This is a genomic window from Xanthobacteraceae bacterium (genome assembly GCA_019454205.1).
Classification (GTDB): Bacteria; Pseudomonadota; Alphaproteobacteria; order Rhizobiales; family Xanthobacteraceae.
The window spans coordinates 460,375-480,703 of sequence record CP075369.1 but is presented as its reverse complement, the minus strand read 5'-3'; the positions used below and the strand labels follow the sequence as shown (position 1 = coordinate 480,703).

The following is a 20,329-nucleotide window of genomic DNA, read 5'->3' as shown; positions in this document are numbered from 1 at the left end:
GGATCCTATATGCCCGATCTTCTGCTCGAACTGTTCTCCGAGGAAATTCCCGCGCGCATGCAGCGCACGGCTTCGGAGAACCTGAAAAAACTCGTCACCGATGCGCTGGTGAACGGCGGCCTTACCTATGCGGGCGCGAAAGCATTCGTCACGCCGCGCCGCCTCGCGCTCACCGTGCAGGATTTGCCGGCGAAGCAACCGGACCTGAAGGAAGAAAAGAAAGGCCCGCGCGTCGGCGCGCCGGACGGCGCAATCCAGGGATTCTTGAAAGCCGCGGGCCTGAAGTCGATCTCGGAAGCAAAAATCCAGAACGACAAGAAAGGCGATTTCTACATCGCCGTCACCGAGCGCAAGGGCCGCGCTACACAGGACGTGATCGCGGAGCTGGTGCCGCAGATCGTGCGCGGTTTCCCGTGGCCGAAGTCGATGCGCTGGGGTTCGGGTTCGTTGACCTGGGTGCGCCCGCTCCACTCCATCGTCTGCACCTTCGGGCCGGAAACGGAAGAACCCGAAGTCGTGCATTTCGACATCGAAGGCGTGAAGTCCGGCAATACCACGCGCGGGCATCGCGTGCTGTCTTCCGGCGAAATCTCCGTGAAGCGCTTCGACGATTACGCAGCGAAACTGGAACAGGCGAAGGTCGTGCTCGATGCCGACCGCCGCAAGGCCATCATCCTCGCCGACGCGAAGGACCTCGCGCTCGCACAGGGGCTTGAACTGGTCGAGGACGAAGGACTGCTGGAGGAAGTCGCCGGACTGGTGGAATGGCCGGTGGTATTGATCGGCGAATTCGAGAAAGAGTTTCTCGACATTCCGCCGGAAGTGATCCGCGCCACCATTCGCGCGAACCAGAAATGTTTCGTTCTGCGCGATCCGAAGACCGGCAAGCTCGCCAATAAGTTCGTGCTGACCTCGAATCTCGAAGCCACCGACGGCGGCGAAGCGATCAAGGCCGGCAATGCGCGCGTGATCCGCGCGCGGCTCTCCGACGCCAAGTTCTTCTGGGACACCGACCGCAAGACGAAGCTGGAAGCACGGCTGCCGAAATTCGCGCAGATCACCTTCCACGAAAAGCTCGGCACGCAGGCGGAACGCATCGAGCGCATCGCGCGGCTTGCAAAGGAGCTTGCGCCAGTCGTGAAGGCCGATCCGGCGAAGGCCGAGAAAGCTGCGCGCCTTGCGAAAGCGGATTTGCTCACCGAAGTCGTAGGCGAGTTTCCCGAAGTGCAGGGCCTGATGGGCAAGTATTACGCGCTTGCCGAAGGCATCGACCCGGAAATCGCGGCTGCCAGCGAAGACCACTACAAGCCGCAAGGCCCGGCCGACCGCGTGCCGACAGCGCCGGTTTCCGTTGCGGTCGCACTGGCGGACAAGATCGACACGCTCGTTGGCTTCTGGGCCATCGACGAGAAGCCGACGGGCTCTAAAGACCCCTATGCATTGCGACGTGCGGCGCTCGGTGTGATTAGACTTATACTAGAAAACTCATTGCGTATTCGGATTTGGCCGAACTTACTAAACGCTCTGCTTCCTTACACACTCACAAGAATTAGAAAGGAAGCTGTAGCAAATAGAGAACTCTTAGCAGAGATGTCCTCTCGTATTAACGTCACCAATATACAGAAAGAATGGGGCGCATACATAAGAGAGCGAGGGCTTGAGTTAAAGGACGAAGAACAAGTCACTGCGCGAAAAGTATGTGATGACCTCCTCTCCTTCTTCGCCGACCGCCTGAAAGTGTATCTGCGCGACTCCGGCGCGCGGCATGACCTCGTAGACGCGGTGTTCGCACTCGAAGGACAGGATGATCTCCTGCTCATCGTCCGCCGCGTGGAAGCGCTCGGCAAATTCCTCGACACCGAGGACGGCAAGAACCTGCTCGCCGGATACAAGCGCGCGGCGAACATCCTCGCGATCGAGGAGAAGAAAGACAAAACCACCTATTCCGGCGAACCGGATGCCGCAAAGCTGACTGCGCCGGAAGAAAAAGCGCTTGCGGAAGCGATCAGAACTTCCGCGCCGGAAATCGAAGCCGCACTGAAGAAAGAAGACTTCGAAGCCGCGATGCGCGCGATGGCGAAGCTGCGTGCGCCGGTGGATGCGTTCTTCGACAAGGTGATCGTGAACGCCGACGACAAGGCGGTCCGCGAAAACCGGCTCCGGCTGCTGAACCGCATCCGCGAAGCCACCCGCAACGTCGCGGATTTCTCGCGGATCGAGGGCTGAACCAAATCCCTTTCCCTATTTGCGGGGAGAGGGAAAACGAAACTTCTCCTCGCTTCGCGCGTTATGCACTCCGGTGGCCCGTGAGCACGGGCCGTTCGGAGGCGCAATCCATGACCATCAATCTGATCCAGCTCCAGCCGATCATCGCGCTGGTAGCGGGCATCCTCATTCTCATCATGCCGCGGCTGCTGAATTTCATCGTCGCGATCTACCTGATCGTGATCGGAATCACGGGCCTGCTCCGCTAACTCATTTCCCAGACCTGAAAGCAAAACGGGCGGCCCCACGGCCGCCCGCTTAATTCCGTGCGCAGGCCTTACAAGCCCTTGGCGACGTTGCCGACGAAAAGCACGACATAGGCGCGGAGCGCGAACCAGTATGCATTCGGCGTCACGACCGGAATGAAAACAAAATAACTGGCGAGCGCCAGCACAGCGAGAATCACCGAGACGATAAAAACCGGCATGGTCGGTGCGCTTAAGTTCATAAGAACCCCATGTTTATGCGGTCCCGTCCGGGGCCAAGCCAAATATGCGCCGAGTCGGGCATGCGCGTCATGACGCACGCATGCGCCTCGGCGTGCCTGTTGCGGCATGTGGTGCGAAGCGCTAAGCCTTCCCGCACCGCAAAATAGCTTCTGGTAATTCCTCATGACGAAATGGGTTTACGGATTCGGCGACGGCAAGGCCGAGGGTAAAAGCGGCATGAAGGAGCTACTCGGCGGCAAGGGCGCGAACCTCGCCGAGATGTCGAACATCGGGCTGCCCGTTCCGCCCGGTTTCACCATCACGACCGAAGCCTGCGTTTATTACTACTCCAACAAGAACGCCTACCCGCCCGCGCTGAAGGGCGAGGTGGAAGCCGCGCTCGGCGCGGTAGAGAAAATCACCGGCCGCAAGTTCGGCAGCGATAGCGCGCCGCTGCTGGTCTCGGTGCGCTCCGGCGCGCGCGCGTCGATGCCCGGCATGATGGACACGGTGCTGAACCTCGGCCTCAACGACAAGACGGTCGAGGCGCTCGCGAAATCCGCGAACGACCGGCGCTTCGCCTACGATTCGTATCGCCGCTTCATCCAGATGTATTCGAATGTCGTGCTCGAAGTGGACCACCACAACTTCGAAGACATCCTCGAAGACTACAAGGACCAGAAGGGCTACACGCTCGACACCGATCTCGAAGCGGACGACTGGATCGAGATGGTCAAGCGCTACAAGGTGCGCGTGCAGGAGGAGACGGGCAAGCCGTTCCCGCAGGACCCGCACGAACAGCTTTGGGGCGCGATCGGCGCGGTGTTCGGCTCGTGGATGAACGCGCGCGCGGTCACCTATCGCCGCCTGCACAACATTCCGGAATCGTGGGGCACCGCCGTCAACGTGCAGGCGATGGTGTTCGGCAACATGGGCGAAGACTCCGCCACCGGCGTCGCCTTCACCCGCAATCCTTCGACCGGCGCGAAAGAGTTTTACGGCGAGTTTCTCGTCAACGCGCAAGGCGAGGACGTGGTGGCCGGCATCCGCACGCCGCAGAACCTCACCGAAGATGCGCGCAAGGCGGCCGGTTCCGACAAGCCTTCGCTCGAAGCGCTGATGCCGAAGACGTTCGCGGAGCTTGAGAAAATCTACCGCACGCTAGAGAAGCATTACGCCGACATGCAGGACATCGAGTTCACGGTCGAGAAGGGCAAGCTCTGGATGCTCCAGACTCGCTCCGGCAAGCGCACCGTGCGCGCGGCATTGCGTATCGCGGTCGAGATGGCGAACGAGGGCGTGATCACGAAAGAACAGGCGGTGTGCCGCGTCGAGCCGGGTGCGCTCGATCAGTTGCTGCACCCGACCATCGACCCGAAGGCCGAGCGCAAGATCATCGCGACCGGCCTGCCCGCTTCGCCGGGCGCGGCTTCGGGCGAGATCGTTTTCTCGGCGGACGAAGCGGAAGCCGCGAAGGGCGCGGGCCGCAAGGTCATTCTGGTTCGCGTCGAAACCTCGCCGGAAGACATTCACGGCATGCACGCGGCGGAAGGCATCCTCACCACGCGCGGCGGCATGACCTCGCACGCGGCCGTGGTCGCGCGCGGCATGGGCAAGCCCTGCGTCTCCGGCGCAGGCTCGATCCGCATCGACTACGGCGCGAAGACGATGACGGTCGGTCCCGTCACGCTGAAGGCGGGCGACGTAATCACCATCGACGGCGCGCAGGGCCAGGTGCTCAACGGCAAGGTGCCGATGATCGAGCCGGAACTGACCGGCGAATTCGCGACGCTGATGGAATGGGCCGACAAGGCGCGGGTGCTGAAAGTGCGCGCCAATGCCGATACGCCGAACGACGCGCGCGCCGCGCGCAATTTCGGCGCGGAAGGCATCGGCCTGTGCCGCACCGAGCATATGTTCTTCGACGAGGACCGCATCCTCGCGGTGCGCGAGATGATCCTCGCCGACGACGAAAAGAGCCGCCGCAAGGCGCTGGACAAACTGCTGCCCGCGCAGCGCAGCGATTTCGTCGCGCTGTTCGAAACCATGAAGGGCCTGCCGGTCACCATCCGCCTGCTCGACCCGCCGCTGCATGAATTTCTGCCGCACGGCGACGCGGAAATCCGCGAAGTCGCGGCGGCGCTCGGCACCGATCCGAAGAAGCTGGCGGGGCGCGCGGCGGAGCTTTCCGAATTCAACCCGATGCTCGGTTTCCGCGGCTGCCGCCTCGCCATCGCCTTCCCCGAAATTGCGGAGATGCAGGCGCGTGCGATTTTCGAAGCCGCGGTCCACGCGGCGAAAACCACCGGCGCGCCGGTGGTGCCGGAAGTCATGGTGCCGCTCATCACCACCAAAGCCGAGTTCGACATCGTGAAGGCGCGCATCGACGCGATGGCCGAAGCGGTGATGGCGGAAACCAAATCGAAGATCGAATATCAGGTCGGCACCATGATCGAGTTGCCGCGGGCGTGCCTGCGCGCGGAGGAAATCGCGGAGACGGCCGAGTTCTTCTCGTTCGGCACCAACGACCTGACCCAGACCGCGTTCGGCATTTCGCGCGATGATGCAGCGATCTTCCTCAACACTTATCTGGCGAAGGGCATCCTCCCGATCGACCCGTTCGTTTCCATCGACCGCGGCGGCGTCGGCGAACTGGTAAAGATCGGCGTGGAGCGCGGACGCAAATCGCGCCCGGACATCAAGCTCGGCATCTGCGGCGAGCATGGCGGCGATCCGGCTTCCGTCGCGTTCTGCCACGAAACGGGACTCGATTATGTTTCCTGCTCGCCGTTTCGCGTACCCATTGCGCGGCTTGCCGCGGCGCAGGCCGCGCTCGGCAAAGATTTCGTCAGCGAGGCTTGAACGATGAATGTTTTTTCCTGGTTTTTTGCCGGAATGATCGCAGTCGGCGTCACCGTCGCGGTGGTGCTGAAGATCTGGCCGCACTTCAACGCCTTCGACTTCATGCCCTACGTCACCATCTTCGCGTGCATGGGCGTGCTTGAACTTGGCGTCATGTTTACCGGCAAACTGACCGGCCCGATGCCGCTCAATATCCGCTTCATCGCGCTGGCGCTCGGCATCGCCGCTTATCTCTTCGTTTCTTACACGCTTCCGCTGGTCGCCGGCGGCTAGAAGCTACGCGGCGGATGGGCGTCCCTTCCCTTCAGGAGCTGCGCAGTGGCGGCAAGGCGGCCCTCGCGCGCGCACTCGCCGCGATCGAAACCGAGGCGAATTCGCAAGCCCTCGCAGCGCTGCTCGACGAAGCCTGCGCGCATCCCAAGGCGCACGTGATCGGTCTCACCGGCACGCCGGGCGTCGGCAAATCGACGCTCATCAACGCGATGATCTCGCGGGCGCGCACGGCGGACAGGACGATTGCCATTATCGCCGTCGACCCTTCGTCGAAAGCAACACGCGGCGCGCTGCTCGGCGACCGCGCGCGCATGACCACGAACCCGGATGACAAGGGCGTATTCGTGCGCTCGATGGCCGCGCGCGACCGGCTCGGCGGCATTTCCAACGAGACCATCGCCGCCGCCGTGCTGATGCGCGCGCTCTATGACATCGTGATCGTCGAGACGGTCGGCGTCGGCCAGTCGGAGTCCGACATCGCAAGCATTGCCGATACGGTGCTGCTCTGCATCCAGCCCGGCGCGGGCGACAGCCTGCAATTCATGAAAGCCGGCGTGATGGAATTACCGGACGTGATCGCCGTGACCAAGGGCGACATGGGAGCGGCTGCGCGCCGTGCGCGCGCGGATGTCGAGGGCGCGCTCGGCCTCTCCGCGCATGGCGAATGGACCGCGCCGGTCGTGGTGATCTCGGCCAGCACCGGCGACGGCCTCGATGCACTCGACGAAGCGATGGGACGGCACCTTGCGTTTCTGGATGCGGAGCAAAGGCGCGCGAAAAAGCGCCACGAGCAGGAAGCGGCCTGGGTCGCGGAAGCAATCCGCGCGCGCTTCGGGAGCGAAGGCCTCGATGCCGCCGGAACCGTGCAGACCTCGCCCGGCGGTCCCTTTACCCGCGAACTGCGGCTGGCCGGAGAGCTTAGAAAGCGGCTGTTTCCGTTAACCGGCAAGTAACCGTACCTACGCGATAAATTCCGGCGGCTTGCGGCATCGTGCCGGTCAGCCGTTTGTTTTGTAGCGTTGCGTAGGTGTCATGCGTATCCAGCGAGCGAACGCCCGCCGCGTTCCATATTTGCGCCCTGCGCTCGTCATTTCCTTTTTTCTTCTCGGCAGCACCCACGTCGCCCGGCAGGACATCGGCAGCCTGTTCGCGCAGGCGCCCGGCGTGGCCGACCGCGCGCGCGCGCATCTGCGCGAAGGCGGCATGGTTTCGCTGCGTACGGCGACCTTCTCGTTCCCGCAGCGGAACCTGTTTGCGCTCCCGGAAGTGCCGGTGCGCGCGGCGCTGAACCCGGATCCGGAAATCACCGGCTCGATCCCGCCGGAGCGCAATCCACTTAACGTGGACCGCACCAACAAGACCAACCGCATCGGCATCCGCGAAGAAAATCCGCTCAGCTTCCCGCTGTACGACGTCGCGCTCTCGCTTGAACTCGACCCGAATGTGCCGCAGGCAAATCGCCTGTTCGACGTGGACGAACCGCGCGCCGATGCGCCCGGCCACCTCGCCCACGCCACCGACCTGCCGCAAGCCAATCCCGACGGCATGTTTCGCATGGACGGCCGCATTTTCTTCGATGTAGACGACGCCGCGCTGCCTCCCGGCGCCTTCCGCCACAAGCAACCTGTACCGCCCGCGGCGGCTCAGGAAGCCTCCCTGTCGGCGAACGGCGAGCAGCCCGAAAAGAATATCAACCGCAAGCGCACGCCCGCAGAACGTCTCGGCCTGAACGGCCCAGCCCGCGCAAAAGCGCACCTCTGTCTTGCGAATGCGATTTACTTCGAAGCCCGCTCTGAACCCGAAAAGGGCCAGATTGCGGTGGCGCAAGTGGTCGTGAACCGCGCGTTCTCCGGCTACTACCCGAACGACATCTGCGGCGTCGTCTACCAGAACAAGCACCGCCATCTCTCGTGCCAGTTCACCTTCGCCTGCGACGGTATCCCCGATATCGTGAACGACAAGCCGTCATGGGCGGTCGCGGAGCGCATCGCGAACGAAGTGCTCGACGGCAAGCTGTATCTGGAGGATGTGGGCAAGGCGACGCACTATCACGCCTATTACGTCAGCCCGTACTGGGCGCGCAGCATGCGCAAGATGGCGCGGATCGGCGCGCACACCTTCTACTATCCGCGTCAGTGGGAACTGAACGAGCCGCCGGCTGTCGCAAACGCGAACTGACGTTATAGCGACGCCAGCACGTCGAAGCGGGAAATCTCCGCGCCTAGCAGCGCGATCGCCAGCACCAGCGCCATGCCAAGCATTGCCAATACGGCGATGCCGGGGAACTCCGGCGGTGCGGAGTGCGTCTCATGGATGCGATAGGGTGTTTGCATGATGGCGGCAGACGGCGAATTCGCCGCGTCCTCGTGATCTGACAGCCTTAACCTTCAGATGCGCGGAATGTTCCGCACACCCTGCCCGCGCCATCAGCGCCAGGGATTGGGCTTGCCGGGTCCGGGTATCCATCCGGCCTGCGGCTGCGGCTGTTGCGGCACGGGCTGCGGCGTTCCCCACGGCCCCGGCTGCGGCTGCGCGCCTTGATCGGGTAACTGCTCCTGCGAGGGCGCCGCGTAATCTTCCTCGCTCGCGGTATGCGAGCCTTCGCTTTCGGGCATGTCGATCACGCCGGGATCGCGGCCGCCGGCCGTGCGCACCAGCGCTTCGACGCGCTTGTCGATGGAAGGATGCGTCGAGAACAGGTCCGCGAAACCCGAATACGGATTGTCGAAGCACATCTCCATGATCGCGGAGGTGGCTTTCTGCAATTCGCCGCGGTTTTCGATCTTGCGCAGCGCCATGATCATGGCGTCCGGATTTTTCGTCAGTTCGACCGCGCCGGCATCCGCCAGATATTCGCGCGAGCGCGAGAGCGCAAAGCGGATCACGATGGAAAATATCCACGCGACCGCAATGATGGCGAGCGCAATCAGAATCGCGGCTACCGCGCCGCCGCCTTTCTTGTCGCTCGACGAACCGGAGCGGTAGGTGCTGCGGCCGGAGCTTCCGGAATTGAAGACGAAACGGAACGTCAGTTCGCCGATGAAGGAAATGATGCCGGCCAGCACCACGGCGGTGACGAGCAGCTTCACGTCGCCGTTGCGGATGTGGGTCAGTTCGTGGGCGAGTACCGCTTCGATCTCGTCGTCGTTCAGCTTCTCCAGCAGGCCGCGCGTGACCGCGATGGTGTACTGTTTCTGGTTCAGGCCGGTGGCGTATGCGTTGAGGGCCGTGTCTTCCGTGATTTTGAGCTTCGGCATCGGGATGCCGCGCGAGATGCAGAGATTTTCGAGCAGATTGTAGAGCTTCGGCTCCTCCTGCCGCGTCACGCCGACCGCGCCGGTCTGACTGTCGATGATGCTCTGATGGAATTTGTAACCGATCAGTAGCCAGATTACCGTGCCTACGGTCGCGAAAGGAACTGCGGGAAGCAGATCGCGCCACGCGCGATACATTATGTAGTCGAGCGGCGCGTTCATGTTGGTGAACGCCTCGAACAGGATCGCGCCAGCGAAGGTCAGCAGATAAACGAGGAAGAACAGGCCGACGATCAGTGCCGTCGAGCGCAGGCGGTTGCCGCGGATATGGGTGTAGAGACCGTAGGCGGCCATCGAACCCCGGACCTTCCCTTACAAAATGCGGCCCGGCGAAAGCGTATTCGCCTTCGCCGGACCGGCTTTGCTTATGGTCAGAACTTCACGTTCGGAGCGACTTCGAGTTGCGGGCGCGCATCGCCCACATCGAAGAACTCGCGATGACGGAAGCCGAGCGCACCGGCAAACAGCGCGGCCGGAAGCTGCTCGATCGCGGTGTTGTATTCCTGGACCGCGTTGTTGAAGAAGCGGCGGGCGGCAGCGAGCTTGTTCTCGATGTCGGCCAGCTCGGTCTGCAACTGTTGGAAGTTCGTGTTGGCCTTGAGGTCCGGATAGGCCTCGGCCAACGCGATCAGGCCGCCGAGGGCCTTGGTCAGCATGTTCTCCGCCTGCGCCTGCTGGCCGGGACCGCGCGCTGCCATCGCGGCGTTACGCGCAGCAATTACCGCCTCCAGCGTCCCGCGTTCGTGGGTGGCGTAGCCCTTCACCGTCTCGACGAGGTTTGGGATCAGGTCGTGACGTTGCTTGAGCTGCACGTCTACGTCGGCGAATGCCTGATTGGCGCGCTGCCGGAGCGCGACAAGGCCGTTGTAGACGAAAACGATATAAAGAACGAGGACGACGATAATCCCCAAGAACATCAAAAGACCGGTGGCCATGCACAACTCCCTGGCGGCGGTTTTGCCGTGGGCAAGACTCTAGGGTGTTTGTGGTCGATTTGCGAGAGGGAACCCGCAGCTTATGCGGCGCGCGTCTGGCGCGGCGCAGGCGCCGGAGCCAGCCGGATGCAATTGCGGCCCGCCGATTTGGCCGCGTAGAGCGCCCGGTCGGCACGCTCGATCAATTCTTCGACATCGCGGTCGTGGGCGGTGATCGCAGCGCAGCCGATGCTGATGGTCACCGCGATTTCGCGGCCGTCGAAAGGCGTCACCGACTCGGCGACAATCATACGGATGCGCTCGGCCAGTTCGTGAGCGCCGTGTTCGTCGACCTCGCGGAGCAGGACAACGAATTCCTCGCCGCCGAAACGCGCCACCTTGTCGGTTTCGCGGATGGTCTGCGCGATCAGTGCGCCGATCTTGCGGATCACCGCGTCGCCCCCGGCGTGGCCGTAGCTGTCGTTCACGTTCTTGAAATGGTCGATGTCCACCACCAGCATCGCAATCGGGCGGCTGTAGCGCTGGAAGTAGCGCATCGCATCGTCCGCTGAAGTTATGAAGGCGCGGCGGTTGAGCAGGTTCGTGAGCGGATCTGTTTCCGCGAGCTTGCGCAGGCTCGCGAGATCGCTCTCGAATTTCTTCGCATCCTCTGCGGCCTTTGCTTCGGCCTCCTGCGTCATTCGCTCGACGAAACCGAGCCGCAGTAGCAGCGAGCGCAAGGCAGTTGACAAATAAATGACTTCGAACGAGCCGCGCTGCCGCGGCAGCATCGCGGGACCGCTCTCGCGGCCAATGCGGTCGGCGTCGAAAGCAAGCGCGCGAAGTGGACTGGAGATGCGGTTCGCGATCACGCCGGCGACCATCATGCCGATCACCGCGACGAGGGTGCCGATTCCTACAATGGTCCAGAACGTCTCGCGCAGCGGCGCGAAAGCAGCCGCAGCCGGCTGCCGCGCGATCACGACCCAGCCCAGACCGGAAAATTCGCGGTGACCATCCATGAATGCGTAGGCAGAGAGCATTTCCCTACCGGTATTTTCTTCTAGAAACGCACCGTGCTTGCGCTTCTGCATCTCCGCGACCTTTGTCTGCGGATAGTGATTGCGGAAACCTTTCGGTCCCAGCACCACCTCGCCGGATGGTGTCACGATTACGATCTCTTCTCCGGCGCGTTGCATCGCGACACGAATCTCTTCCGGCTCGCGCCAATGCACGTTGACGACGAGAACACCCGCAGCGACGCCGTTCGCATTGCGAACCGGGAAAGCGAACTTCACGAAACGCAACGGTTCGTCGCCGCTCCCACGCGTCGCAACTTCAAGCGCGGCAAAATCCGGGCGGTCTTCGCTAACCGCGCCTTGCAGACCGCGCAGAAACCACGCTTCCTCGACAACGCTCTCTCCAACCCGCACGCCATCGGATGCTGCGCGCACGGTGCCGTCGGCGGATACATAAGCGATCCAGTTGAAATCGGGGAAACTCGCGTTGAGCCGGTCAAAAATAGGGTTGAGCTTTTCGGGAGTGTCGATATGGCTGCGAATTACGTCGAACGACGTATAAGAAGAAACGCGATGAAAGACGCTGTAAAAATACCGGTCCAGGCGATCGGAGGTCATCTCCGCGATCTGGATCATTTCCCGGTTGATGAGCCGCGTCGCTTCGATCCGGCCGACATAGGCGGCGCCGAACGCAATCGCGAAAGCTACGACAAGACATAGCCCGGCGGTTGCAGCCGCGATCTGTTCGCGGACCGTCAGACGGTCCTCGATGGCCCAGATCCGGTTTCGTATGCGCCTTAGCAATTGACGTCCCCGTGCGGCGCTTTTTGCGCTCTGCAAGGGGCCGGTTTTATCCCCGAAACCGTAGTATGCGGTTACTGGTGGCCCGGAAATCCGGCGGTCTGGATAAGACCCGGTTAACTGCAACAGATCCTTTGCCTCGCAGCCTTGTGATCGCCGGCAAAGGAATTGGGGCTGCCTCACGGGAAGCGGCTGGGGTAACGAGTAACTGACCGTTCACTATGCAAGTGAAGGAGTTCCGCCAATGCATCGCCGGGCTTTCGTGCTTCTCGCCGCCGCGGCAACCGCTGCCCCACTATTCGGGGCAACCAACGTTCTCGCAAAAGCCTTCAGTGCCTATCAGGCCGAGAGCTTCAAAAAGCTGCTCGCCGCAGGCGGCCCTGTGGTCGTTCATGTCCATGCCGAGTGGTGCCCGGTCTGCCATGCGCAGATTCCGGTGATGGCTCGCGTGCTGGCGCAGCCTGCCTACAGGAACGTGCAGGCGGTGCGCGTGAACTTCGATACGGACAAGATGTTCCTGACCGACTTCAAGGTGGTCCGGCAGTCGACCATCGTGATCTACAAAGGCGGCAAGGAAATCGCGCGGCTTTCCTACGACACCGATCCTGCACGCATCGAGCAGACACTGGAACGCGCCATTTCGTAGGACGCGCAACGGTTCGACGACTGTAATCTCAAAGGGGGAGGTAATACACCGTGACTGCAATCGCACTCGCGTTCTTCGCCGGTACGCTGACGGTCATCAATCCCTGCATCCTGCCGCTCCTTCCCGTTGTGATCGCGGCAGCCTTCGCGAATGGCAGACTCGGCGCGCTCGCCCTGCTGGCGGGCCTTGTCGCGGGATTTGCGACGCTCGGCATCATCGTCAATGCGACCGGCTCGCTGTTTGGTGTCGGCGAACGCACGCTGCAAGTCTTCGTTGCCGGCCTCCTGATCGTATTCGCGGCAATCCTGCTGATCCCGCCGCTTGAGCGCCGCTTCTCGAATCTGGTCGCACCGGTGGGCGCGGCGGGCGCGAACCTCGCCGCGAAAGCGAACCGCTACGGCATCGCCGGACAATTCGCGGTCGGCATCCTGCTCGGCGCGATCTGGGCGCCGTGCTCAGGACCTTCGGTCGGCGCGGCATTGTCGCTCGCGGCAGAAGCGGGCGGCTATCTGCAAGCCGCACTACGCATGACCGCGTTCGCGCTCGGCGCGGCGCTGGTTCTGTTTCTCGTTGCCATTGGCGCGCGGTCGCTGGCCACGCGCGGCGGCGGGGTTGCGAAGTTCGCGCCCTATGCGAAGAAAATCGCCGGCGCGGCGTTTCTTCTGGTCGGCATTCTGATGCTGAGCGGCCTCGACAAGCAGATCGAGGCGCTGCTCGTCGGCCTGATGCCGAACTGGCTGATCAACTTCACAACGCGATTCTAAAAAAACGGGAGCGCGAAGCTCCCGTTTTTCTGACGAGACGAATTGCCGTTAGCGAACGTCGCCGCGCGGAACGCAGGAGCCGGTTTCCGAACCGGTGGTCTGCGTTTCCTTCAGCATCTTCTGACACGCAGCGGCGGTCGGGAACTTGCAGTCCGCCTTCGATCCGGTCTTCAGACAGAACGCGCTGGTGCCGACGATTTGCGGCGCCTGCGCAGAAGCGCTGGTGACGGCGAACAGCGTAGCGGCGATGGCGATTGCATAACGCATGATGGAACTCTCCCTAATTGCCCTCACTCCCTGAGAAGGCAACCGGCCGGGAATCGCTTGGTTCCGTTAATGCGGTTGAAGAACTAGCCGCCGAAAAGTTGCAGCAGCGGATTGGTCGTGTTTTTCGGCGCCGCCCGTTTCGTGGAAGGACGTACAGGCTGGCGATAGTGGCGAACGCGCTTCGCCTTCGGCGCGGGTGCTTGCGTTACCGGCTCGGTCTGCTGGTTCTCGATGGCGCCGGTCGTGACGGGATCGTTGTCCGGCGTAGCAGGCTGCTGCGCTTCCTGTTGCAGCGGTTGTTCCTGCACTTTTTCTTCGGGAACCGTTGCGGTTTGTTCCTTCGGAGGTGCGGTAAGTTCCATGCGCGATGCGGATGCTTGCATCGGCGGCAGCGCAGGTTGTTTCGGTACGACCGTTTCCTGCCGCTTAGGCACCGCCGTCTGCTGCTGCGGAACGGTTTTTTCCGCCACGACCGGCGGAGCCTTATCGAAGTCGTTACGGAAGAACTGCGCCTGGGTATGGTCGCCGGGCGAGAGCGCACCGAGCAGCGCAAAACCGCCGACCAGGAACAGAACCGTTCCGCCGACCGCACCCATCAGGATGCCGAAATTGCCCGCACCCTCCGATTTACGCCTCGGAGTAATCTTGCTTACCGACGCCATTCACGTGCTCCCGCCCAAGAACGCGAATCGTCCTGAAAGGAAGAAAGTGAATCCGGGCGCGATAAATCGCAATCAACCTATGCGAGTCCCGGAGGGGTAAGCGGTTGTATTTCGTCGGGTCGGGCTTCAAGCCCCGGCGGCGCGGGGTCCGAACAGGATGATCCCGGCCCCGATCAGGCAGACCGCCGCGCCGATCGCATCCCAGCGGTCGGGACGCGCGCCTTCCACGGTCCACAGCCACAGCAGCGAGGCCACGATATAGACCCCGCCATAGGCGGCATACGTCCGGCCGGCAGCTTCACTCTCAACGTAAGTAAGCAGCCAGGCGAAGGCGACCAGCGACAGCGTGCCGGGGATCAGCCAGAGCGCGGACTTGCCGAGCCGGAGCCACGCCCAGAAGGCGAAGCAGCCCGCGATCTCGCAGAGCGCGGTCAGCGCGAAGATGGCGATAGAAAACATGCGGCCGACTCCCGGCCGCTATTCTGCGGCGAGAATCGTGTTCCGCAAAATCGGATAGATCTGCGTATTCCAGCGCTTGCCGGAGAATACGCCGTAATGGCCGACACCGGCCTGCATGTGGTGACGCTTGCGGTACGGCTTGAGGCCGGAGCAAAGCTCCTGTGCCGCCATGGTCTGGCCAAGCGCGCAGATGTCGTCGCGCTCGCCCTCGACGGTGAGGAGCGACATCTTGCGGATCGCCTTCGGCTCGACCTTCTCGCCCTGGAAGGTCAGTTCGCCCTTCGGCAGGCGAAACTCCTGAAAGATGTATTGCACCGTTTCGAGATAAAATTCGGCGGTGAGGTCGAGCACGGCGAAATACTCGTCGTAGAAATCCTTGGTCGCCTTCGCCTTCTCGAACTCGCCGCGCGCGAGGTTCTGGTAAAGGTCCATGTGCGCCTTCACATGGCGATCCATGTTCATCGACATGAACGCGGACAACTGCACGAAGCCCGGATAGACGCGGCGGCCCGAACCCTTGTGTTGCGGCGGCACCACCGAGATCAGGTTCTTCTCGAACCAGTCGATGGACTTGCCGGTCGCAAGATCGTTCACCTTGGTCGGGTTGATGCGGCAGTCGATCGGCCCCGCCATCAACGTCAGGCTTTTCGGCAGCGCCTTCATGCCGTTCTTCGCCATGACGGAGGCCGCAACCAGCGCGGCGACGCAGGGCTGGCAAACCGCGACCACATGCGCGCCCGGACCCATCGTCTCCAGAAAGCGCATCAGGTGATCGACATATTCGTCGAAGCCGAAGCGGCCCGCGGAAACCGGAACGTCGCGCGCGTTGTGCCAGTCGGTGATGTAGACATCGTGATCGGTAAGCAGGGTCTTCACGGTTTCGCGCAACAGCGTCGCGAAATGACCGGAGAGCGGCGCGACGACGAGCACGCGTGGCTGCGCCGTCTCGATGTCTTTCTTGAAATGCAGGAGCGTGCCGAACGGGGTCTGCATCGCCGGCTGCTCGACCACCGCGACTTCGCGGTTGCCGACCATCACGGAAGGAATATTGAACGAAGGACGCGCGTGGGTGAGCTTCGCGCGTGACACCATCTCGAACCCGGCAGCGATGGCGCCGAAGGGCGTGTGCCCCGCATAACCGTTCAGGCCGGTGACGATGCCGCGTACATTGGCGAGTGCCTGCTCCGCGAAAGCGCGAAACGGATCGGTCAGGTCAGACTGCGCCTGATATGCGGAATAGATCATTCAGTCCCAGCCCCGTTACCCAGCCACTTAGGCACCGCAACAGGCTAGCGGATTCCTTGCTGCGGTGCGATAGTCTACTTCGGTCTAACGCTGCGGCGTCTGGATAAGTTCCTCCGGTCGCCCAAGGGGGTCTTATGGCTGGGGTCACGCTGACGATTGCGAGCAAAAACTACGGCTCGTGGTCCTTGCGAGGCTGGTTATTGTGCAAAATCGCGGGAATCGACTTCGACGAGCACATCGTTTCAGCCGATGACCCCTCCGCCCGCGCGGAATTGCTGCTTTTATCGCCATCCTTTCTCGTCCCGTCCCTGAAGAATGGTTCGGTGAAAGTCTGGGACACGCTGGCCATCGCCGAATATCTGCACGAGACCAAGCCCGGTGCGGGCCTGCTACCGAAGGACGCGGCCGCGCGCGCGCACTGCCGCGCGATTGCGGGCGAGATGCATTCCGGATTTTCCAACCTGCGTTCGGCGCTGCCGATGAACATCAAGGCGAGCTATCCGGGCTTCAAGGTCTGGGCCGGCGCGCAGGCCGACATCGAGCGCGTCCTTGAGATCTGGCGCGAGTGTCTCGCAAAATACGGCGGGCCGTATTTGTTCGGGAAATCGCTGACGCTCGCGGACGCGATGTACGCGCCGGTCTGCTCGCGGTTTACGACCTATTCGGTGAAGCTTGACGACGTTTGCGCGGCCTATGTGAAGACGATGCTCGCGACGCCCTTCATGCAGGAATGGATTTCGGCTGCGAAGCAAGAGCCGGAGGAGCTGGAAGAACTAGATGTGGAGTTTTGAGCCGCTAATCAGGCGCAGCCTCTAAAATTTCGAAAAGCCTTTTCTGAAACTGCCCATTTACCTCTTCAACAGCATCCTTCACCGGCCAGTCAAAGTGTGCGTCTACTTCATCCCCAATAATACTGAATGGTGCAGGAACCGATCTTCGACCGTAGTAGAAAATTACATGACTACTTGAGTCTACAATATCCAGTTCACGACGAGCGCCGTATGACCTTAAAAGCGCCTGAAGGCACAACACATCGCGAAGAATTTGTCTTTTTTTGCCTGAATCATGAATCCCGAAACCTCGTTTGATTTCGTAACATCGCAACGACCGCTTGCGTCGATCATAAACAAGCAAATCTACTTGAAGTGTTCGTACGCTTTCACCGTAATTAATGTTGTTGCCAATAATAGACGCAGGATTTCCAAGCGCATTGTTGGCTAGCCCATCCGCATCCCGTGAAATAGCAAAGACTGGATCAGTCCAAACTTCCAAGTCTTCGCATGTTTTGAGCTGCTCAAGTATTGCACGCTCAATAATATGGCCATGCCGCTTGTACGCAGAACTAACGATACTAGTAATTCTAGAGAAATTTTGACCGGCAATAGGGTCTGGAGCAAATCTCTTCCGAACTAATCGACCTATCGTGGCCTCAATTTCTGGTGTTAAAACATCCAGAATTGGCATTACTCACGTTCCGAACAAGTCACCCCGAAATCTTGGATCGGAAATAATCGTAGCAGAAGTCTCTCCAGCTTGAATACTGGGCTTCTTCGGTAACTCGTAATCGCCTTCTCGCTCGAGCGATTTACGGCAAGGAGGTATCCAAATAAGCTGGGTTCCAGCAACTACAGTTTTCTCCCAAATAAGCCACCCATAACCGGTCGCGGTGGATGCTTTTTTGTCGAGGCGGCCCTTTACCATTGGGACACGCTCAGTGAACTGCGCGAACTTTGTGGGCGGTGTTTTACTGAATATTCGATCGTAGCGACCTACGCTTTCAACAAAGACCGTTCTCGCGAGCATAGCAACGCCATGACGAGCAATGCTCAACCCTTTCGCTATGAACTCCTCTCCTAAACGAAATGGAGGATTGGTAATTACCCAATCAAATGAATTCTTCTCGTAAGGAAACTTTGAAAAATCTCGTACTTCGCCGTAGCCATAGTCGTATGCGTCAGACGACGCCACATCCGCAAAATATTCACTCAGAACCTTTGACATGTGGCCAGCCCCGCAAGCCGGCTCCAAGCACGACATTTTTGACAACGCCCATCGATCTTGAACTGCGTGCTCCAAAAGCGCGCGTGTTGCCCAAGGCGGAGTCGGGAAATCATCCGGACTGTCCAAGGCCTCAGTGCGTTGGGCCATTACTGCGTGAGACTTATTTTGCATTTCACTGTTGCCGCTTGACTAAGGCGATTCGTCCAGTGAATATGTTCTATATTTGTTCCGAATCCGTCAACGTGAACTAACCTGTTGCCCCCGCTGTTTTGCGAGTGGGTTGACTATATAAATTTCAGTTGACCCCCAGCCGCATCAGCGCCCATGCGCCGCCGATGGCGACGGCGGCGGTCACCATGATCGAGCCAAACAGCCAGAGATAGAAGCCCGGCAGCTTGCCGAACTTGAAGGGCTCGAAAATTCCAACGCGCTTGCGCTCGCCCTTTTCCAAGGGCCGGCGCGGATTCATGTCCGGGTCAATCATGAAAGGCAGAACGCCACCCTTTCGCGGGTGGCGTCAAGCGGCAGTCCAATAATCCGTCATTCCGGGGCGCGAGCGCGAGCGAGCGAACCCGGAATCCACAGCAAAGCAGCACCGTCGTAGTTCTTTGCCCTGGATTCCGGATCGCGCTTCGCGCGTCCGGAATGACAGTTACAAAGGGAAGTTGGGGGAGGAACTACCGCGAACCTCCCCCACGACATCGTCCCTATTGGCCCTGGAGACCGACGCCGATTGCTTGCCGCTTTCGCGACAGCGCAATTCCTGTCTTGTGAGCCTCAAGAAATTCCGGAAGCCCGCGGGGAGGAAGAAAACGCGGGCTTCCGGTCGCTATGCTTGCGCGGACTGCTTGCGCAGCCGGCTTACGCAGCCTTTTTGGCGCCGGTCGGGACTTCCGAGATCGTCTTCAGGATCTGCGAAGCGATCGCGTACGGATCGCCCTGCGAGTTCGGACGGCGGTCTTCGAGATAGCCCTTGTAGCCGTTGTTCGCGAAAGAGTGCGGAACGCGGATCGAAGCGCCGCGATCAGCAACACCGTAGGAGAACTTGTTCCACGGCGCGGTCTCGTGCTTGCCGGTTAGGCGCTTGTCGTTGTCCGGGCCGTAGACCTTGATGTGATCCATCAGGTTCTTTTCGAACTGCGCCATCAGCGCCTCGAAATATTCCTTGCCACCGACTTCACGCATGTACTTCGTCGAGAAGTTGGAGTGCATGCCCGAACCGTTCCAGTCGGTGTCGCCGAGCGGCTTGCAGTGCCACTCGATATCGATGCCGTACTTTTCGGTGAGCCTCATCATCAGGTAGCGGGCGATCCACATCTGGTCGGCGGCGGTCTTCGAACCCTTGCCGAAGATCTGGAATTCCCACTGGCCCTTCGCGACTTCCGCGTTGATGCCTTCGTGGTTGATGCCGGCTTCAAGGCAGAGGTCGAGATGCTCCTCGACGATCTCGCGCGCGACCGAGCCGACATTCTTGTAGCCGACGCCGGTGTAGTACGGGCCTTGCGGCGCCGGATAACCTTCCGCCGGGAAGCCGAGCGGACGGCCGTCCTTATAAAAGAAGTATTCCTGCTCGAAGCCGAACCATGCGTCGGCATCGTCGAGGATCGTTGCGCGCGTGTTCGAGGCGTGCGGCGTGACGCCATCCGGCATCATGACTTCGCACATGACAAGCGCGCCGTTCTTGCGCGCGGCATCCTTGTAAATCGCGACGGGCTTCAGCACGCAATCCGACGAGTGGCCTTCGGCCTGCATCGTCGAGGAGCCGTCGAAGCCCCACAGCGGCAGTTCTTCCAGCTTCGGAAACGAAGCGTATTCCTTGATCTGCGTTTTGCCGCGCAGGTTCGGCACCGGCGTGTAGCCGTCGAGCCAGATGTACTCGAGACGATACTTGGTCATAGGGATGTTTCTCTCAGGTTAGTGACTGTCCAGGGCACACCCGAACCGCCCGCGGAGGACCTGAGAGGCATTTTCGACTGCCCCTAAAAAGGCACGCTCACGAAAACGGCACGAATGTCAGCCGGAGAGTCATACCGAGAGCCGAAAATGACGGCCACAAAAGCAGCCTGTTATTTGAGCAAATGTTATGCAAACGCTGCTTTTTTGTCGGGCAAACGTAGACAAAAGCGAGCAAACGGAACGAAATCACCCCATATCCGCTTCAAGCAAGCGAACCCAATGCGAGGAGATTTCGAAGATGGCTGCACAAAACGAACGCACATCGGCGAAGGTCTACCAGTTTCCGGTCCGGGGCCGTTTCGCCAACCCGAACGGCAATTTCCGGCAGGACAACGCGCTGCCGACCAATTCGATCGGCGACGCCTGGTACCACGACGATGCAATGAAAGAAGAACAGAAGGCCAAGGCGCGGCACTGATTGCTGTCATTCCGGATCGCACCGGGCGGTGCATC

Annotated in this window: 22 protein-coding genes and 1 pseudogene; 10 read left to right on the top strand and 13 right to left on the bottom strand. The window is 61.0% G+C overall.

The window, feature by feature from the left end:
* Positions 1–9: 9 nt before the first annotated feature.
* A complete protein-coding gene (glyS, locus tag KF794_02330; protein QYK45563.1) occupies positions 10–2,226 on the top strand; it encodes a glycine--tRNA ligase subunit beta in 2,217 nt (738 codons plus the stop codon).
* Positions 2,227–2,336: 110 nt separating this feature from the next.
* Positions 2,337–2,474, top strand: a complete 138-nt coding sequence (locus KF794_02325; protein ID QYK45562.1) for a DUF3096 domain-containing protein — start codon at positions 2,337–2,339, stop codon at positions 2,472–2,474.
* 68 nt (positions 2,475–2,542) lie between these two features.
* On the opposite strand, the gene KF794_02320 is transcribed toward KF794_02325, so the two are convergent.
* Positions 2,543–2,713, bottom strand: a complete 171-nt coding sequence (locus tag KF794_02320) for a hypothetical protein (protein ID QYK45561.1) — start codon at positions 2,711–2,713, stop codon at positions 2,543–2,545.
* A 163-nt stretch (positions 2,714–2,876) separates the two neighbouring features.
* Here KF794_02320 and ppdK point away from each other — a divergent pair, with 163 nt between their 5' ends.
* From ppdK to KF794_02300, 4 genes are all read left to right on the top strand, one after another.
* Positions 2,877–5,555, top strand: a complete 2,679-nt coding sequence (gene ppdK / locus KF794_02315) for a pyruvate, phosphate dikinase (GenBank protein QYK45560.1) — start codon at positions 2,877–2,879, stop codon at positions 5,553–5,555.
* Between the two features lie 3 nt (positions 5,556–5,558).
* The gene (locus KF794_02310) at positions 5,559–5,828 is read left to right on the top strand and encodes a hypothetical protein (GenBank protein ID QYK45559.1); all 270 of its coding nucleotides are present in this window, start codon (positions 5,559–5,561) and stop codon (positions 5,826–5,828) included.
* 14 nt (positions 5,829–5,842) lie between these two features.
* Positions 5,843–6,781: a 50S ribosome-binding GTPase gene (locus KF794_02305; GenBank protein ID QYK45558.1), complete on the top strand. Its 939-nt coding sequence runs from the start codon at positions 5,843–5,845 to the stop codon at positions 6,779–6,781.
* Between the two features lie 79 nt (positions 6,782–6,860).
* Complete coding sequence (locus tag KF794_02300; protein QYK45557.1) at positions 6,861–8,006, top strand: cell wall hydrolase; 1,146 nt, start codon at positions 6,861–6,863, stop codon at positions 8,004–8,006.
* A gap of 2 nt (positions 8,007–8,008) precedes the next feature.
* Here the strand turns inward: KF794_02300 and KF794_02295 are convergent, their stop codons facing one another.
* From KF794_02295 to KF794_02280, 4 genes are all read right to left on the bottom strand, one after another.
* Complete coding sequence (locus KF794_02295; protein QYK45556.1) at positions 8,009–8,161, bottom strand: hypothetical protein; 153 nt, start codon at positions 8,159–8,161, stop codon at positions 8,009–8,011.
* Positions 8,162–8,254: 93 nt separating this feature from the next.
* Positions 8,255–9,436 carry a M48 family metallopeptidase gene (locus KF794_02290; protein QYK45555.1) on the bottom strand — a complete coding sequence of 394 codons (1,182 nt, stop codon included), beginning with the start codon at positions 9,434–9,436 and terminating at the stop codon, positions 8,255–8,257.
* Positions 9,437–9,513: 77 nt separating this feature from the next.
* Positions 9,514–10,077: a LemA family protein gene (locus KF794_02285; GenBank protein QYK45554.1), complete on the bottom strand. Its 564-nt coding sequence runs from the start codon at positions 10,075–10,077 to the stop codon at positions 9,514–9,516.
* An 80-nt stretch (positions 10,078–10,157) separates the two neighbouring features.
* Positions 10,158–11,879: a GGDEF domain-containing protein gene (locus KF794_02280; protein QYK45553.1), complete on the bottom strand. Its 1,722-nt coding sequence runs from the start codon at positions 11,877–11,879 to the stop codon at positions 10,158–10,160.
* A 241-nt stretch (positions 11,880–12,120) separates the two neighbouring features.
* Between KF794_02280 and KF794_02275 the strand changes: the two genes are divergently transcribed.
* Together KF794_02275 and KF794_02270 are read left to right on the top strand one after the other, a co-directional pair.
* Positions 12,121–12,522, top strand: a complete 402-nt coding sequence (locus tag KF794_02275; protein QYK45552.1) for a thioredoxin family protein — start codon at positions 12,121–12,123, stop codon at positions 12,520–12,522.
* Positions 12,523–12,572: 50 nt separating this feature from the next.
* Complete coding sequence (locus KF794_02270; protein QYK45551.1) at positions 12,573–13,286, top strand: sulfite exporter TauE/SafE family protein; 714 nt, start codon at positions 12,573–12,575, stop codon at positions 13,284–13,286.
* A gap of 48 nt (positions 13,287–13,334) precedes the next feature.
* On the opposite strand, the gene KF794_02265 is transcribed toward KF794_02270, so the two are convergent.
* The 4 genes from KF794_02265 to phaZ all read right to left on the bottom strand — a co-directional run bounded on the left by KF794_02265 (position 13,335) and on the right by phaZ (position 15,919).
* Positions 13,335–13,553 carry a hypothetical protein gene (locus KF794_02265; protein ID QYK45550.1) on the bottom strand — a complete coding sequence of 73 codons (219 nt, stop codon included), beginning with the start codon at positions 13,551–13,553 and terminating at the stop codon, positions 13,335–13,337.
* Positions 13,554–13,636: 83 nt separating this feature from the next.
* Positions 13,637–14,215 (bottom strand): hypothetical protein, encoded by a 579-nt coding sequence (locus KF794_02260; protein QYK45549.1) that lies wholly within the window; start codon positions 14,213–14,215, stop codon positions 13,637–13,639.
* A gap of 126 nt (positions 14,216–14,341) precedes the next feature.
* Positions 14,342–14,674 (bottom strand): YnfA family protein, encoded by a 333-nt coding sequence (locus KF794_02255; protein ID QYK45548.1) that lies wholly within the window; start codon positions 14,672–14,674, stop codon positions 14,342–14,344.
* Positions 14,675–14,692: 18 nt separating this feature from the next.
* Complete coding sequence (gene phaZ / locus KF794_02250; GenBank protein ID QYK45547.1) at positions 14,693–15,919, bottom strand: polyhydroxyalkanoate depolymerase; 1,227 nt, start codon at positions 15,917–15,919, stop codon at positions 14,693–14,695.
* A 134-nt stretch (positions 15,920–16,053) separates the two neighbouring features.
* Between phaZ and KF794_02245 the strand changes: the two genes are divergently transcribed.
* Positions 16,054–16,710 (top strand): glutathione S-transferase family protein, encoded by a 657-nt coding sequence (locus KF794_02245; protein QYK45546.1) that lies wholly within the window; start codon positions 16,054–16,056, stop codon positions 16,708–16,710.
* 4 nt (positions 16,711–16,714) lie between these two features.
* Here KF794_02245 and KF794_02240 read toward each other — a convergent pair whose 3' ends face one another.
* From KF794_02240 to KF794_02225, 4 genes and pseudogenes are all read right to left on the bottom strand, one after another.
* Complete coding sequence (locus tag KF794_02240; protein ID QYK45545.1) at positions 16,715–17,383, bottom strand: hypothetical protein; 669 nt, start codon at positions 17,381–17,383, stop codon at positions 16,715–16,717.
* A 96-nt stretch (positions 17,384–17,479) separates the two neighbouring features.
* Positions 17,480–18,091, bottom strand: a pseudogene (locus KF794_02235) (SAM-dependent methyltransferase).
* Between the two features lie 124 nt (positions 18,092–18,215).
* Entirely contained in the window at positions 18,216–18,404 is a 189-nt protein-coding gene (locus KF794_02230; GenBank protein QYK45544.1) for a hypothetical protein, read from the bottom strand.
* 377 nt (positions 18,405–18,781) lie between these two features.
* On the bottom strand, positions 18,782–19,816 hold the full coding sequence (locus KF794_02225) for a glutamine synthetase beta-grasp domain-containing protein (GenBank protein QYK45543.1): 1,035 nt from the start codon (positions 19,814–19,816) through the stop codon (positions 18,782–18,784).
* Positions 19,817–20,114: 298 nt separating this feature from the next.
* On the opposite strand from KF794_02225, the gene KF794_02220 reads away from it, so the two are divergent.
* Positions 20,115–20,294 carry a DUF2735 domain-containing protein gene (locus tag KF794_02220; GenBank protein ID QYK45542.1) on the top strand — a complete coding sequence of 60 codons (180 nt, stop codon included), beginning with the start codon at positions 20,115–20,117 and terminating at the stop codon, positions 20,292–20,294.
* Positions 20,295–20,329 lie beyond the last annotated feature (35 nt).